At 69.5% G+C, this 13,599-nt stretch carries 14 protein-coding genes; 9 read left to right on the forward strand and 5 right to left on the reverse strand.

All coding sequences use genetic code 11. The annotated features are described in order from the left end of the window. The first annotated feature begins 48 nt into the window (after positions 1-48). Entirely contained in the window at positions 49-1,365 is a 1,317-nt protein-coding gene (locus tag JOE67_RS14030; protein WP_204976139.1) for a hemolysin family protein, read from the forward strand. Continuing rightward, positions 1,362-2,423 (forward strand): hemolysin family protein, encoded by a 1,062-nt coding sequence (locus JOE67_RS14035; RefSeq protein ID WP_204976140.1) that lies wholly within the window; start codon positions 1,362-1,364, stop codon positions 2,421-2,423. The genes JOE67_RS14030 and JOE67_RS14035 overlap by 4 nt, the downstream gene beginning before the upstream one ends. A 63-nt stretch (positions 2,424-2,486) precedes the next feature. Here the strand turns inward: JOE67_RS14035 and JOE67_RS14040 are convergent, their stop codons facing one another. Further along, positions 2,487-3,569 carry an oxidoreductase gene (locus JOE67_RS14040; protein ID WP_204976141.1) on the reverse strand — a complete coding sequence of 361 codons (1,083 nt, stop codon included), beginning with the start codon at positions 3,567-3,569 and terminating at the stop codon, positions 2,487-2,489. Between the two features lie 51 nt (positions 3,570-3,620). Here JOE67_RS14040 and JOE67_RS14045 point away from each other — a divergent pair, with 51 nt between their 5' ends. Genes JOE67_RS14045 through JOE67_RS14060 form a run of 4 tightly spaced genes read left to right on the forward strand, consistent with a single transcriptional unit; the run spans position 3,621 to position 6,685 of the window. Continuing rightward, a complete protein-coding gene (locus JOE67_RS14045; RefSeq protein ID WP_204976142.1) occupies positions 3,621-4,478 on the forward strand; it encodes an ADP-dependent NAD(P)H-hydrate dehydratase in 858 nt (285 codons plus the stop codon). Then, entirely contained in the window at positions 4,475-5,683 is a 1,209-nt protein-coding gene (locus tag JOE67_RS14050; protein WP_204976143.1) for a hypothetical protein, read from the forward strand. The genes JOE67_RS14045 and JOE67_RS14050 overlap by 4 nt, the downstream gene beginning before the upstream one ends. Positions 5,684-5,713: 30 nt before the next feature. After that, positions 5,714-6,022, forward strand: coding sequence for a thiamine-binding protein (locus JOE67_RS14055; RefSeq protein WP_204976144.1), 309 nt, complete (start codon positions 5,714-5,716; stop codon positions 6,020-6,022). Positions 6,023-6,031: 9 nt separating this feature from the next. After that, positions 6,032-6,685, forward strand: a complete 654-nt coding sequence (locus JOE67_RS14060) for an NUDIX hydrolase (RefSeq protein ID WP_204976145.1) — start codon at positions 6,032-6,034, stop codon at positions 6,683-6,685. 30 nt (positions 6,686-6,715) lie between these two features. Here JOE67_RS14060 and metX read toward each other — a convergent pair whose 3' ends face one another. Both metX and JOE67_RS14070 read right to left on the reverse strand, forming a co-directional pair. After that, on the reverse strand, positions 6,716-7,921 hold the full coding sequence (metX, locus tag JOE67_RS14065) for a homoserine O-acetyltransferase MetX (RefSeq protein WP_204976146.1): 1,206 nt from the start codon (positions 7,919-7,921) through the stop codon (positions 6,716-6,718). A gap of 146 nt (positions 7,922-8,067) precedes the next feature. Next, positions 8,068-9,390 carry a bifunctional o-acetylhomoserine/o-acetylserine sulfhydrylase gene (locus JOE67_RS14070; RefSeq protein WP_204976147.1) on the reverse strand — a complete coding sequence of 441 codons (1,323 nt, stop codon included), beginning with the start codon at positions 9,388-9,390 and terminating at the stop codon, positions 8,068-8,070. Between the two features lie 153 nt (positions 9,391-9,543). Here JOE67_RS14070 and JOE67_RS14075 point away from each other — a divergent pair, with 153 nt between their 5' ends. From JOE67_RS14075 to JOE67_RS14085, 3 genes are read left to right on the forward strand one after another with little or no spacing between them, the layout of a single operon-like run. Beyond that, positions 9,544-10,326 (forward strand): SDR family oxidoreductase, encoded by a 783-nt coding sequence (locus tag JOE67_RS14075; RefSeq protein ID WP_204976148.1) that lies wholly within the window; start codon positions 9,544-9,546, stop codon positions 10,324-10,326. Then, the gene (locus JOE67_RS14080; RefSeq protein ID WP_204976149.1) at positions 10,326-11,024 is read left to right on the forward strand and encodes a uracil-DNA glycosylase; all 699 of its coding nucleotides are present in this window, start codon (positions 10,326-10,328) and stop codon (positions 11,022-11,024) included. Before JOE67_RS14075 ends, JOE67_RS14080 begins: the two co-directional genes overlap by 1 nt. Further along, positions 11,021-11,524, forward strand: coding sequence for a GNAT family N-acetyltransferase (locus JOE67_RS14085; RefSeq protein ID WP_204976150.1), 504 nt, complete (start codon positions 11,021-11,023; stop codon positions 11,522-11,524). Before JOE67_RS14080 ends, JOE67_RS14085 begins: the two co-directional genes overlap by 4 nt. A gap of 98 nt (positions 11,525-11,622) precedes the next feature. On the opposite strand, the gene JOE67_RS14090 is transcribed toward JOE67_RS14085, so the two are convergent. Beyond that, complete coding sequence (locus tag JOE67_RS14090; protein ID WP_204976151.1) at positions 11,623-12,075, reverse strand: nucleoside deaminase; 453 nt, start codon at positions 12,073-12,075, stop codon at positions 11,623-11,625. After that, complete coding sequence (locus tag JOE67_RS14095; RefSeq protein ID WP_204976152.1) at positions 12,065-13,468, reverse strand: NCS1 family nucleobase:cation symporter-1; 1,404 nt, start codon at positions 13,466-13,468, stop codon at positions 12,065-12,067. Before JOE67_RS14095 ends, JOE67_RS14090 begins: the two co-directional genes overlap by 11 nt. Positions 13,469-13,599: the final 131 nt, after the last annotated feature.

Consider the following 13,599-nt stretch of genomic DNA (forward strand, 5'->3'; position numbering starts at 1 on the left):
TACATCGCCCCACTGCCCGCTCCTCGCGAATGCCGAGGGACACAGCTGATGGAATTCCTGCTGTTGGGCGTGGGGCTGCTGCTCATCGTGGGGACAGGTCTCTTCGTCGCGAGCGAGTTCGCTCTGGTCAATCTCGACCGCGCAGAACTCGAAGCGCGTCAGGCGCGGGGGGAATCCCGCCTCAGCCTGACGATCCGCGCGCTGAAGATCACCTCCACGCACCTGTCATCGGCGCAGCTGGGGATCACGCTGACCACCCTGCTCACCGGGTACACGATGGAACCGGCGATCTCGAAGCTGCTCTCGCCGGTGCTCGAGGACTGGGGACTTCCGGATGCCGCGGTGACGCCGATCTCGGTCACCGTGGCGATGTTCGTCGCCACGATCCTGTCGATGATCCTCGGCGAGCTCGTGCCGAAGAACTTCGCCCTCGCGCTGCCCCTGGCGACGGCGAAGCTCGTCATCCCCTTCCAGACGGTGTTCACGGCTGTGTTCAAGCCCGCCATCGTGCTGCTCAACGGCAGCGCGAACGGCGTGCTGCGCAGCATCGGCATCGAGCCGAAGGAAGAGCTGTCTGGTTCGCGCAGCGCTGAGGAGCTGTCGTCGCTGGTTCGGCGATCGGCCAGCCAGGGTGTGCTCGAGAAGGACACGGCCACCCTGCTCGACCGCAGCCTGAACTTCGCGCGGCTGACCGCCGACGACATCATGACGCCGCGTCCGAGCATGCACGCGATCGCGGTGGGCGATTCCGCCGACGACGTCATCAGGCTCGCCCGTCGCACCGGTCACAGCCGTTTCCCGGTGTATGACGACGACCTCGACGACATCACCGGCGTGGTGCACGTGAAGGCCGCCGTGTCGGTCCCGCGCGAGAAGCGGGCCGAGGTTCCGGTCGGCGCTCTGAGCACCGAGCCCCTGCGGGTTCCCGAGACCGTGCACCTCGACGTGCTCGTCGCTGAGCTGCGTACGAAGGGCTACCAGATGGCCGTCGTCGTCGACGAGTACGGGGGCACGGCAGGCATCGTCACCCTCGAGGACCTCATCGAGGAGATCGTCGGCGAGGTGTCGGACGAGCACGATCGCTCGCGTGCCGGCATCGTCCGCCGCGTCGACTCAATCACCTTCCCCGGTGAGCTGCGCCCGGACGAGCTGCTCAGCCGCACGGGCATCGAGGTGCCGGCCGGTGAGGTCTACGACACCGTCGCCGGATACATGATGAGCGTTCTGGAGCGCGTTCCCGTGATCGAAGACGAGGTGCGCATCGAGACAGGCACCCTGCGCGTCGTGCGCATGGACGGGCGGCGCATCGACCGCATCCGGTACACCGCCGACCCGGTGGACGCGACGACGGAGGAGGAGCGATGAGCGACTGGGCAGGGCTCGTGTGGCTCGTCGTGCTGCTGGCGGCGAACGCCTTCTTCGTCGGCGGCGAGTTCGCCGTCATCTCGGCTCGTCGCTCGCAGATCGAGCCCTTGGCCGAACGCGGCTCTCGCGCCGCCAAGACCGCTCTGTACGCGATGGAGCACGCGACGCTCATGCTGGCGACATCGCAGCTGGGCATCACGATCTGCTCGCTGCTGATCCTGAACGTGTCGGAGCCCGCCATCCACCACCTGCTGGAGGTGCCGATGCACGCTCTGGGCTGGGACCCGGGCGTCATCAGCGTCAGCGCGTTCGTGATCACGCTCGCACTCGTGTCGTTCCTGCACGTGGTGTTCGGCGAGATGGTGCCGAAGAACCTCGCGTTCTCGATCCCGGATCGCGCCGTGCTCGTGCTCGCCCCGCCTCTGGTGTGGGTCTCACGGGTGTTCAAGCCCGTCATCTGGACCCTGAACGGCATCGCCAACGGGGTGCTGCGCCTGTTCGGGGTCGAGCCCAAGAACGAGGCGGCGTCGACGTTCACCCTCGAAGAGGTCGCCACGATCGTCGACCGCTCTCGACGGGAGGGCGTCCTGGCCGACTCGTCGGGTGCTGTCGCCGCGGCGGTGGAGTTCACCGACAAGAAGGCCCGCGACATCGCGGTGCCTCTCGCCGAGCTGATCACCCTGCCCGAGACGGCCACGCCGGATGACGTAGAGCGGGCCGTCGCGCGCTATGGCTTCTCGCGCTACGTGATCGTCGACGACGAGCAGATGCCGATCGGGTACGTGCACCTGAAAGATGTGCTGCGCGCGGCCGAGGGACCGGGGCCGGACGAGAAGATCTCGCAGCCTCTGCCGTCGAAGCGCATCCACCACATGCTGCCGGTGCAGGAGGAGACTGACCTCGAGGACGCGCTGGCGTCCATGCGCCGGGCTGGTCGCCACCTCGCCAAGGTCCGCGACAGCTCGGGTGAGACCACCGCGGTGCTGTTCCTGGAGGACATCCTCGAGGAGCTCGTCGGCGAGGTGCAGGACGCCACACGGCGAGGCCACGGACGCTGATCAGAGGCTGAGCCGCTCACGACGCCGGCACCGCGGAGGCCCCGCGGTGCCGGCGTCGTCCGTTCAGCGCCAGCGAGCGCGGAGGTACTGCGGCGGCCAGGGGACCTCGGCCCCGAGCTCATGTGCGGCGCGAAGCCCGAAGTGCGGGTCGCGCAGCCACTCCCGCCCGGCGAAGATCGCGTCGGCGGCACCCGATGAGAGGATCTCCTCGGCCTGGCCGCCGGTGGTGATCAGGCCGACCGCTGAGACCGGGATGCGCCCCGTCTGCCGGACGGTCGCGGCGAGCGGAACCTGATAGCCGGGGTGGACGTCGATCCGCTGGTGGGCGACGAGACCGCCGCTGGAGACGTCGATCAGATCTGCGCCGTGCTCGCCGCACCAGACGCCGACGGCGGCGGCCTCCTCCGGTGTGAAACCGCCCTCGGCGTGATCCGTGGCAGAGATGCGCACGAAGACGGGAACCCCGTCCGCCGCCACTGCGCGGACCGCGTCGAGCACCCGCAGCAGCAGCCGGGCCCGGTTCTCGAGCGAGCCTCCGTACTCGTCCGAGCGCAGATTCGACAGGGGGGAGAGGAACTGGTGCAGCAGGTATCCGTGCGCCGCGTGGATCTCCAGAACATCGAACCCGGCGTCGATGGCCCTCCGCGCCGCCGCGGCGAACGCCTCGACGACTCTGTCGATCCCCGCGGAATCGAGGGCGTCCGGCGTCGCGAACCCCTCGAAGGCGACGGGGGAGGGCGCCGATGTCACCCACCCGCCGTCCTCCGCCCGTACCGAGCCGGCCGCTGCCGCCCACGGCCACCAGGTCGAGGCCTTCCGCCCGGCGTGTGCCAGCTGGATGCCGATCAGGCCGCCCCGTTCGTGCACTTCGCCGACGATCCGCGACCAGGCGTCGCGTTGCTCATCGTTCCAGATGCCGGTGTCGCGCGGGGAGATGCGCCCCTCCGGGACGATTCCCGTCGCCTCCGCCATGATCAGTCCGGCGCCGCCGGAGGCGAACTGGGCGAGGTGCGTGCGGTGCCAGTCCTGCGGGACGCCGTCTATGGCGCTGTACATGCACATCGGAGACACCCACAGCCGGTTGGGGACGGTGAGCGATCGGATGGTCAGGGGAGTGAAGAGTCGAGGAGCGGAGAGCGCAGTCACATCACGACGCTATCGTCCGCACGGGGGAGCAGGGCCGCTAGCGTGGTGTCCATGCTGCGGGAGTGGACGAGAGCCGACACCGAGTCGATGCTGCGGGTGCCCACCGCGGACGACGACAAGTACTCACGGGGCGTGGTGGGGCTGCGCACCGGATCGCTCGCCTACCCGGGCGCGGCTGTTCTCGGAGTCGAAGCCGCCTGGCGCGCGGGCGCCGGCTACGTGCTGTACGCAGGCGATGCCAGGGACGCCGTGCTCGCCCGCCGCCCCGAGACCGTCGCGAGGACCGAGGCAGGCAGAACCCGCGTCGGGGCATGGGTTATCGGCTCGGGGACGGATGCCGAGCATCGCGACTCCGCGGAGCGCGACGCCCTCGACGCGATCCTCCACGGCGACGCGGCCGCGGTGATCGACGCGGGTGCGCTCGACCTCGCCGCGGAGGGAACAGCGCCCAGGGTGCTCACGCCGCACGCGGGTGAGTTCGCCCGGTTGCGCGCCAGGCTCGGACTCGGTGACCACGACCTCGACGACGAGAGCGCCCGGGAGGACGCCGTGCTCGAGACGGCACAGCGGGTGCGCGCCACCGTGCTCCTCAAGGGCGCCCGCACCCTCGTCGCGGACCCGGGCGGCGATGCGATCGTCGTGGGGAACGGCCCGACCTGGCTCTCGACCGCCGGCACCGGTGACGTTCTCGCGGGCGTTATCGGCGCGCTCATCGCCGCTGACACCGGCCGCCCGCTGGCCGAGTCCGCGGCGGCGGCGGTCTGGGTGCACGGGCACGCCGCGGCACGTGCATCCGGAGCCGTGGCGGACGACGGCAGCCGGGCACCAGGGCATCCGATCGTCGCGCTCGACGTCGCAGAGGCGCTGCCGGGCGCGATCGGACAGCTGCTGTCTGGGCGCCGCACGTGACCCCGCGCGCCGGGGCGATCTGGACCGCGTTCCTCCTCGCCCATGCGCTCGTCGCGATCGCGGGATGGCTGCTGCCGAGCCAGCCCATGGGCGATGTCGTGCTCGTGTACCTGCCGTGGTCGCACTCTGCGCTCACCGGAGGGCCGATCGTCGGCATCTCCGAGAGCTGGGTGTATCCGCAGCTCGCGCTGGTGCCGATGCTGCTCGCCCAGGCGCTCGCACTGCCCCTGGCGGGGCTGCTGGGCACCGCGCCCGCCTATCTGGTGGGCTGGGCGCTGCTGGTTACCCTCTGCGACGCGCTCGGACTCGCCGCGCTGCTGCGCCGACGCGGGAGGGGGCGCGAGGTCGCAGCATGGTTCTGGATCGCAGCCCTGCTGCTGCTCGGGCCCATTGCGATGTACCGGATCGACGCGATCACCCTGCCCCTTGCGCTCGCCGGAGGACTCTGGCTGGTGGCGCACCCTCGACTCGCCGCTGCGGTGCTCACCGTCGGGGCCTGGATCAAGGTCTGGCCGGGGGTGCTGCTGCTCGCGGCGACAGCTTCGGGCCGCAATGGTTTGCGGCTGCTCGTGACGGCGGCTGCGGCGTGCGGCGTGATCGTGCTGCCGCTGCTCGCCCTCGGCGCCGGTGAGAACCTGCTCGGCTTCCTGACTGCGCAGAACGGACGCGGGCTGCAGATCGAGGCGGTCTTCGCGACGCCGTTCCTCTGGGCAGCGGTGCTCGGCGAGGCGAAGATTCAGTACAGCTTCGACATCCTCACCTACCAGGTGGTCGCTCCGGCCGCGCAGGCCGTCGCCGCCGCCACCACCCCCGCGATGGCGATCGTCGTCGCGGCCATCGTGATCCTCGGTCTTCTGCGGTCGCGTCGAGGCGCGCGCTGGCAGCTGCTGGTGCCGCCGCTCGCGCTCGCGCTGACCGTCGCCCTGATCGTGATGAACAGGGTCGGCTCGCCGCAGTTCACGGTGTGGCTGATCGCGCCCGCAATGCTCTGGATCATCTTCGACCGTACCCGCGCGCACACGGCGGCCGCGCTCGTTCTGCTGCTGTGCGCGCTGACCTTCTGCGTCTACCCGCTCACGTACGACGGGCTTCTCGCCGCTCACGGCCTGCCGGTTCTGCTGCTGAGCCTGCGCAATGCGATGCTCGTGGTGCTGCTCGTCGTCGCGGTGCGCGCGGTGGCGCGCACCCCCTTGCCCACCCGGTGAACCGCTCGACCATCGAAAACAGGAGGAACCATGCTCGTCGCATTCTCTGTCGCCCCGTCCGGCGACGGCCGCTCGGATTCCGTGCACGACGCCGTCGCCGCAGCCGTGAAGGTCGTGCGGGAGTCCGGACTCGCTCATCGCACGACGAGCATGTTCACTGAGATCGAGGGGCCCGACTGGGACTCGGTGATGGACGTCGTCAAGCGCGCCACCGAGGCCGTGATGCCGTTCGGGTCGCGGGTCTCGCTCGTGCTGAAGGCCGACATCCGGCCGGGGTACAGCGGCGAGCTGGATGCCAAGATCGAGCGCCTCGAGAGAGCCATCGACGACGCGTCGTAGGGTGGCCGGATGAGCGACCTCGCAGACGACATGCGCGTCGCGGGCACCGCGGTGGTGCTGCGCGACGGCGACGAAGGACTCGAGGTGCTGCTGCTTCGGCGACCGGCCACGGGGTCGTTCCCGGGCGCCTGGGTGTTCCCGGGCGGTCGCGTCGATCCCGGAGACGAATCGGCCGGTGATGGCGAGGAGCAGGCGGCCCTCCGGGCAGCGGTGCGCGAGACTCGTGAGGAGGCGGGGATCGGCATCCGCGACCTGGCGACGCTGTCGCGCTGGGTGCCTCCGGTCGAGACGCCCGTGAGGTTTCGCACCTGGTTCTTCCTCGCCCGTGAATGCGGCGACCAGCTGAAGCCGAACGCGGGCGAGATCGAGGAGGCCGTATGGATGACTCCACGCCGCGCCTTCGACCGGCACGCCACAGGGGCGCTCACGCTCTTCCCGCCGACCTGGGTCACACTGCACGCGCTTCTCGAGCACCGAAGGGTCGACGACGCATTCGCCTCGCTGAGCGCGGTCGCGCGCTACGAGACGCACATGCAGAAGCTCGAGAGCGGGATGCGCGCGCTGTGGGCAGGTGATGAGGAGCACCCTGGCGCCCCTGGTGCCGCGGGCGCGCGGCATCGCCTCACGATGGGCACGCCGCCCTGGACCTACGAGCGCGACTGACCTGGCATCCGGAGTCCGCGCGGGATCGGCTCACGAAGCGAGCAGACGCTCCACGTGTGCGCCGACCGGATCCGTCTCGATGAGGAAGCCGTCATGGCCGAAGTCGCTCGTCAGCACGACGGCCTCGTCGTCGATGAGGTTGGGCACGCTGCGCGCGATGCGCTGCTGCCCGTCGACCGGGAACAGCCGGTCGGTGTCGATGCCGAGCACGAGAGTCTTCGCTGTGATGGTGTGCAGAGCCTGTTCCACCCCGCCGCGGTCGCGCCCGATGTCGTGCGAGTTCATCGCCTCGACCACCGTCAGGTAGCTGTTCGCGTCGAAGCGGCGGGTGAACTTGTTGCCGTGGAAGTCGAGGTACGACTCGACGGCGAACCGGCCGCCGCGGCCGAGCGGAGAGACGTCGGACTGCCATGAGCGCTGAAAGCGCTGATTCAGCTCGATCGGGCTCCGGTAGTTCAGCAGCGCCATCCGGCGGGCGAGTGCGAGGCCACGGTGGGGCCCCTCGCCCAGCGCCGCGTCGTAGTACTCACCGCCCGCGAAGCGGGGGTCCATGCGCACGGTCTCGAGCTGCACGAAGTTCAGGGCCAGCTGGTCGGCGGTGGTCACGGGCGGAGACGACAGCACCGCAAGGCGCTCGACGCGCTCGGGCTGCATGACCGCCCACTCCAGCGCGTGCATGCCGCCCATGGAGCCGCCGATCACGGCGGCCCAGCGCTCGACGCCGAGCGCGTCGGCGAGGCGGATCTGTGCGGCCACCTGGTCGCGGATGGTCAGGTAGGGAAAGCGCGAGGCCCATTCCCGGCCGTCGGGGGCGATGCTCGCGGGACCCGTGGAGCCCTGGCATCCGCCGAGCATGTTCGGAGCGATGACGAACCACCGGTCGGTGTCGATCGCGGCGCCTGGGCCCACGATGTCGTCCCACCAGCCGGCAGTGGGGTGCCCTGCACCGGCCGCACCGCGCACGTGACTGTCGCCGGTCAGGGCGTGCAGGATCAGCACAGCGTTGTCGCGGGCCTCGTTCAACTCTCCCCACGACTCCCAGGCGAGCCGGGTGGCGGGCAGCAGGTCGCCGTTCTCTGTGCGGAAGTCGCCGAGGAAGGTGAAGCGCCGTTCGCCCACAGGGTCGCCATCGCGCCAGGCGCCGGTCGCAGGGGGACGGGCACGCAGCAGGCGCACGTCGGCCTCGGTCACGGGCGCCGAGGGCACCGTGTCCTCTGAGGTCGTCTGCCAGTCCATCACCCCATTGTCGCCTGTCCCCGCCCGGTGCCCCCGAACGTTACGGGTGAGGCACGTCGCGACCCGACGACGTGAGGGGACGGAGAGACGCAGGATGCCCCGGGCCGTGCGGTCCGGGGCATCCTGCGTCTGAGGAGGACGGGGGGTCAGGCGCGAGCGGCCTCGGCGACGCGACGAGCGGCGCTCAGCGCGTTCTCGAGGTCGGCCTTGAGGTCGTCGATGTTCTCGATTCCGACCGACAGCCGCACGAGGCCCGGCGTGACGCCGGCCGACAGCTGCTGCTCGGGCGAGAGCTGCGAGTGGGTGGTCGATGCGGGGTGGATGACGAGCGAGCGCACGTCGCCGATGTTCGCGAGGTGGCTGAACAGCGTCAGGCTGTTCACGAACTCGCGACCGGCTTCCACGCCGCCCTTCAGCTCGAACGACAGCACCGCGCCGACGCCCTTGGGAGCGTACTCGTTGGCCTTCGCGTACCAGGGCGACGAGGGCAGGCCGGAGTAGTTCACCGACGCGACGTCATCGTGGTTCTCGAGCCACTCGGCGATCTCCTGCGCGTTCTGCACGTGGCGCTCGATGCGCAGCGACAGGGTCTCGATGCCCTGGATGAGGTTCCAGGCGCTCTGGGGCGAGATCGCGGACCCGAGGTCGCGCAGCAGCTGCACGCGGGCCTTGATGACATACGCAAGGCCGTCGCCGACCGCGGTCGTGTACGACGCGCCGTGGTACGAGGGGTCGGGCTCGGTGAGGCCGGGGAACTTGTCGACGTGCTGCGACCAGGCGAACGTGCCGCCGTCGACGATCGCGCCGCCGATCGTGGTGCCGTGACCCCCGAGGAACTTCGTGACCGAATGGATCACGATGTCGGCACCGTGCTCGAAGGGACGGATCAGGTAGGGGGTCGCGATGGTGTTGTCGACGATCAGGGGCACGTCGTTCTCGTGCGCGATGTCGGCGACGGTGCGGATGTCGAGCACGTTGATCTTCGGGTTGCCGATGGTCTCGGCGAAGAACAGCTTGGTGTTCGGACGCACAGCGGCGCGCCACTCCTCGGGGTCGTCCTGGTTCTCGACGAACGTCACCTCGACGCCGAGCTTGGCGAGGGTGTACTTGAAGAGGTTGTAGGTGCCGCCGTAGATCGAGCTGGAGGCGACGAAGTGGTCGCCGGCCTCGGCGATGTTCAGGATCGCGAAGGTCGATGCGGCCTGGCCGCTCGAGAGCACGAGCGCGCCGGTGCCGCCTTCGAGCGCGGCGAGGCGCTGCTCGAGGACGTCCTGGGTGGGGTTCTGGATGCGGGTGTAGATGTTGCCGAACTCGGCCAGCGCGAACAGGTTCGCGGCGTGGTCGGCGTTGTCGAACACGTACGACGTCGTCTGGTAGATCGGCGTGGCGCGAGCCTTGGTGACCGGGTCGGGCGCAGCGCCCGAGTGGATCTGCTTGGTCTCGAAGCGCCAGTTCTCGGCTGCGGTCATGACGTGCTCCCAGGTGTCGGGTGGTGGAGTCGTTCGGCTGGATGCCTGGAAGCGACACTACGAAGAGGCGTCGCGCGCGACAACCGAGGGGAAATGTTACGTAACACAGCCCAGTGGCTGGATCTGGGGCGTGTTGCGTTTACGGTGGAGGGCATGGTGATCAGACGAGCCGTGGTGACCGGAGCCAGTTCAGGTATCGGGGAGGCGACCGTGCGCGTGCTGCGCGCGCAGGGCTGGGAGGTCGTGGGCGTCGCACGGCGCGAGAAGCGCCTCGCGGCGCTCGCCGATGAGACAGGGGCATCTGCCGTCGCGTGCGACCTGACCGAACCAGAGGCCGTCGACGCACTCGTGGCCGAGCTCGAGCGCACCGGTCCCGTGCATGCGCTGGTGCAGGTGGCCGGCGGCGCGCGCGGCACCGACAGCGTCGAGCACGCCTCGATCGACGACTGGCAGTGGATGTACGACGCCAACGTGCTCGCGTCGCAGCGCCTCGTGGCGGCCCTGCTGCCGATGCTGCGCAAGGCGGCGTCCGCCGACGGGCACGCCGACACGGTGTTCGTGACCTCGACTGCGGCGCAGAACCCCTACCCGGGTGGTGCGGGATACAACGCGGCCAAGGCAGCCGAGGCGATGCTCGTCAAGGTGCTCCGCCAGGAGCTGCACGGCGAGCCGATCCGCGTCGTGGAGGTCGCGCCGGGAATGGTGCACACCGAGGAGTTCGCCCTCAACAGGCTGGGCGGTGACGCGGCCGCCGCGGAATCGGTCTACGAAGGCGTCGCCGAGCCCCTGATCGCCGAGGACGTGGCAGAGCTCATCGCGTATGCGCTGAACGCGCCTCGTCGCGTGAATCTCGACCTGGTCACGATGCGTCCGCTCGCGCAGGCGGCGCAGCACCTGCTGGCCCGTGGGCCGCTGCACGTGCGCACGGACGACTGATGCGGCGAACCCTCGCCCAGCTCGCCGACGCGGGCATGATCGACGGCGGATGGGCTGAGGCGCTGCAACCCGTGCAGCCGCTCATCACCGAGCTCGGCGACCGGCTGCGTGCAGAAGAGGCTGCGGGACGCAGCTACCTGCCTGCCGGTGCGAACGTGCTGCGTGCCTTCCAGCGGCCCCTCGCGGATGTGCGGGTGCTGATCACCGGGCAGGACCCCTACCCCACGCCGGGGCACCCCATCGGCCTGTCGTTCGCAGTGGAGCGCGACGTGCGCCCGCTGCCGCGCAGCCTGGGCAACATCTACAAAGAGCGGCACAGCGATCTCGGCATCCCGCCGGCTCCCCACGGCGATCTCACCGCCTGGAGCGATCAGGGCGTGCTGCTGCTCAACCGCGTCCTCACGGTGCGGCCCGGTGCGCCAGCATCTCACCGTGGCTGGGGCTGGGAGAAGGTGACCGAGCTGGCGATCCGCGCCCTCGTCGCACGTCAGCAGCCCCTCGTCGCGGTGCTGTGGGGCAGAGACGCTGCAGGGCTGAAGCCGCTGCTGGGCCAGACGCCGATGATCGAATCGGCGCATCCCTCGCCGCTCTCGGCGAGCCGGGGCTTCTTCGGCTCGCGTCCGTTCTCGCGCACGAATGCGCTGCTCGAGGCCATGGGGGCCGATGGCGTCGACTGGCGCGTGGAGGGTGAGGCGTGAGCGACCTGCGGATCCGGCCGGTGTCGGATGCTGATCTCCCGGCGATCCGTGACATCTACAACCACTACGTGCGATCGTCGACCGTGACCTTCGACGAAGCGGACTCGACGCTGGCCGACTGGGAGGGCAAGGGCGCGCGCATCGCCGCCGCCGGCATTCCGTTCCTCGTGGCCGAGACCGAGGAGGGCGAGCTGCTCGGGTATGCGCTGGGCCAGCCGTGGTCTCCGAAGTCGGCGTATCGCGTCACCATCGAGAACTCGATCTATCTCGCCCCGTCTGCCGCGGGCAGGGGAGTGGGGTGGGCGCTGCTGGCGGTGTTCCTCGACCGCTGCCGCGATGCCGGCCTGCGGCAGGTCATCGCGGTCATCGCCGATCGAGGAGCGGAGGCGTCGATCGGCCTGCACCGCAAGGCGGGGTTCGTCGATGCGGGCAGGCTCGTCGAGGTGGGAGAGAAGTTCGGCGAACGGCTGGGAGTGCACTTCCTGCAGAAGTCGCTGTGAGCACGGCAGGGCGCCGGCGGGGTCCGGCGGGCCGGAGATGCTGAACACGATAAAGGCGCCGCCCCGATGCAGGGGCGGCGCCTTTACCGCCGTCGTGGTCAGCCGGCGGAGTAGCGGGCCCACAGATCGGCATGGTCGGCGCGGAAGCGCGTGACCAGATCGATGCAGGCCTGATCGTCGAGGACCTCGACGTCGACGCCCTCTGCGCGCAGCTGCGACACGTGTCCTGCGAAGTGGTGCACCTCGCCGACGACAGCCGCATTGAAGCCGGTGATCAGCGCGGCTCCCGCGCACATCGCGCAGGGCCCTTCTGTGGCCACGAGCACAGCCCCCTCCGGCACCCGTCCGTGACGGCCCAGGCAGTCGCGGATCGCCTCGGTCTCGGCGTGCGCGAGGAAGTCACCGCGTTGCACCTGACGGTTGCGCCCGACCGCGATCACCTCGCCGTCGTGCAGGATGGCCGCGCCGAACGGCATCCCTCCCTCGGCGATTCCCTCCTCCGCTTCGCGCACGGCAGCGGCGAGCCCTGCCTGCATCCACTCAGCCCGCATCGGTCGCCGCCCGAGCCCTGTCCTTCGACAGCAGCCAGTGGAATGCGATGCCGAACGCGCACCCGAAGAACCACGAGAACGGCGCCAGCGCGCCGAGCGCCGGCACCTGCGCGATGATCGTCGCGAGTCCGCCGGCCAGCAGCAGAGCCGCGATCGCCCGGGGATTGAACCCGCGCCGGTACCAGTACTTGCCGCGAGGATCCGCTGTGTACAGGTGATCCATGTCGATGTGCTGACGGCGCACGAAGAAGTACTCGCAGATCACGATGCCGAAGATCGGGCCGATGAACGCCGAGAAGGTGCCCAGGGTGTACTGCACCATGGCTGCGTTGGAGTAGAGGTTCCACGGCATGATCAGCACCGACACGACGGAAGCCACCAGGCCCGCCCTGCGGAAGGTGAAGATCTTGGGTGCGAGGTTCGCGACGTCCATGGCTCCTGAGACGAAGTTCGCCACGATGTTGGTGGCGATGGTCGCGGTCATGAAGGTGAGCGCGCCGAGCAGCACCGCGGTGGTGTCATCGATGCGGGCGACGAGCTCGACCGGGTCTGTGATCAGCTCGCCGAAGACAGCCAGACCACCAGAGGTGGTGACGACGGTCGCGACGGCGAACAGCATGAAGTTGACGGGCAGACCGAGGAAGTTCCCCTTGCGCATGGCCGCGGGTGACCGCATGAAGCGGGAGAAGTCGGCGAAGTTCAGGGTCGTGCCCGCGAACCACGCCACCGTGAGGGCGACGGCGGTCAGCCACATTCCCCACGCGGCACCGCCTGACAGGTCCTTCGAGCCGAGGGTGAAGCTGATCGCGCTCGGGCCACCCGCCTTGACCACGATCCAGATGGCGAGCGCGAACATGACCACGTAGATCGCGGGCCCCGCCCAGTCGGTGAAGCGACGGATGGCCTCCCATCCGTAGAAGAACACGATGAGCTGCGCGAGCCACATGAAGGCGAAGCACCCCCAGCCGAGGGTCGACAGGCCGAGGATCGAGTTCTCGGCGAGCGGCTGCAGGTCGGGGAAGAACCGCAGGACGACGACGACCAGCGCGGTCGATGACACCCACGTCTGGATTCCGTACCAGGCGGTCGCCGTCGTGGCCTTGATCATGCTGGGGATGTTCGCGCCGTACACGCCGAACGCGGGGCGGCAGAGAGCGGCGAAGGCGATGCCGTACTTCTGGCCGCCGCGCCCGGCGAGGTTCGTGAAGAAGTAGATCAGGGTGATCCCGACGAGGAGGGCTGTGAAGACCTGCCAGCCGGCGAGGCCCAGTGTGAAGAGCCCGGCGGCGAACACATACCCGGCGACGGAGTGAACGTTCGACATCCACATCGCGAACAGGTTGTACACCCCCCAGGTCTGATGGGTCACCGGGCTGATGTCGGAATTGCTCAACGTGGGGCTGGGTTCGAATCGAACCGCACGCCTGTCGGGAGGCTGAGTGTGCTCACGGATCTCGGACATGGGGTCTCGCTTTCCGCACCACGTCAGTGTGGCGCAGTTGGGCTCAAGCCATCATCGGCGTC

It is taken from the genome of Microbacterium esteraromaticum (assembly GCF_016907315.1).
GTDB classification, from domain to species: Bacteria; Actinomycetota; Actinomycetes; order Actinomycetales; family Microbacteriaceae; genus Microbacterium; species Microbacterium esteraromaticum.

Excerpts from the sequence above, each read along its gene's own strand:
- JOE67_RS14030 (WP_204976139.1), top strand. The coding sequence starts at position 49 with ATGGAATTCCTGCTGTTGGGCGTGGGGCTGCTGCTCATCGTGGGGACA.
- JOE67_RS14035 (WP_204976140.1), top strand. The coding sequence starts at position 1,362 with ATGAGCGACTGGGCAGGGCTCGTGTGGCTCGTCGTGCTGCTGGCGGCG.
- JOE67_RS14045 (WP_204976142.1), top strand. The coding sequence starts at position 3,621 with ATGCTGCGGGAGTGGACGAGAGCCGACACCGAGTCGATGCTGCGGGTG.
- JOE67_RS14055 (WP_204976144.1), top strand. The coding sequence starts at position 5,714 with ATGCTCGTCGCATTCTCTGTCGCCCCGTCCGGCGACGGCCGCTCGGAT.
- JOE67_RS14060 (WP_204976145.1), top strand. The coding sequence starts at position 6,032 with ATGAGCGACCTCGCAGACGACATGCGCGTCGCGGGCACCGCGGTGGTG.
- metX (WP_204976146.1), bottom strand. The coding sequence starts at position 7,921 with ATGGACTGGCAGACGACCTCAGAGGACACGGTGCCCTCGGCGCCCGTG.
- JOE67_RS14070 (WP_204976147.1), bottom strand. The coding sequence starts at position 9,390 with ATGACCGCAGCCGAGAACTGGCGCTTCGAGACCAAGCAGATCCACTCG.
- JOE67_RS14075 (WP_204976148.1), top strand. The coding sequence starts at position 9,544 with ATGGTGATCAGACGAGCCGTGGTGACCGGAGCCAGTTCAGGTATCGGG.
- JOE67_RS14080 (WP_204976149.1), top strand. The coding sequence starts at position 10,326 with ATGCGGCGAACCCTCGCCCAGCTCGCCGACGCGGGCATGATCGACGGC.
- JOE67_RS14090 (WP_204976151.1), bottom strand. The coding sequence starts at position 12,075 with ATGCGGGCTGAGTGGATGCAGGCAGGGCTCGCCGCTGCCGTGCGCGAA.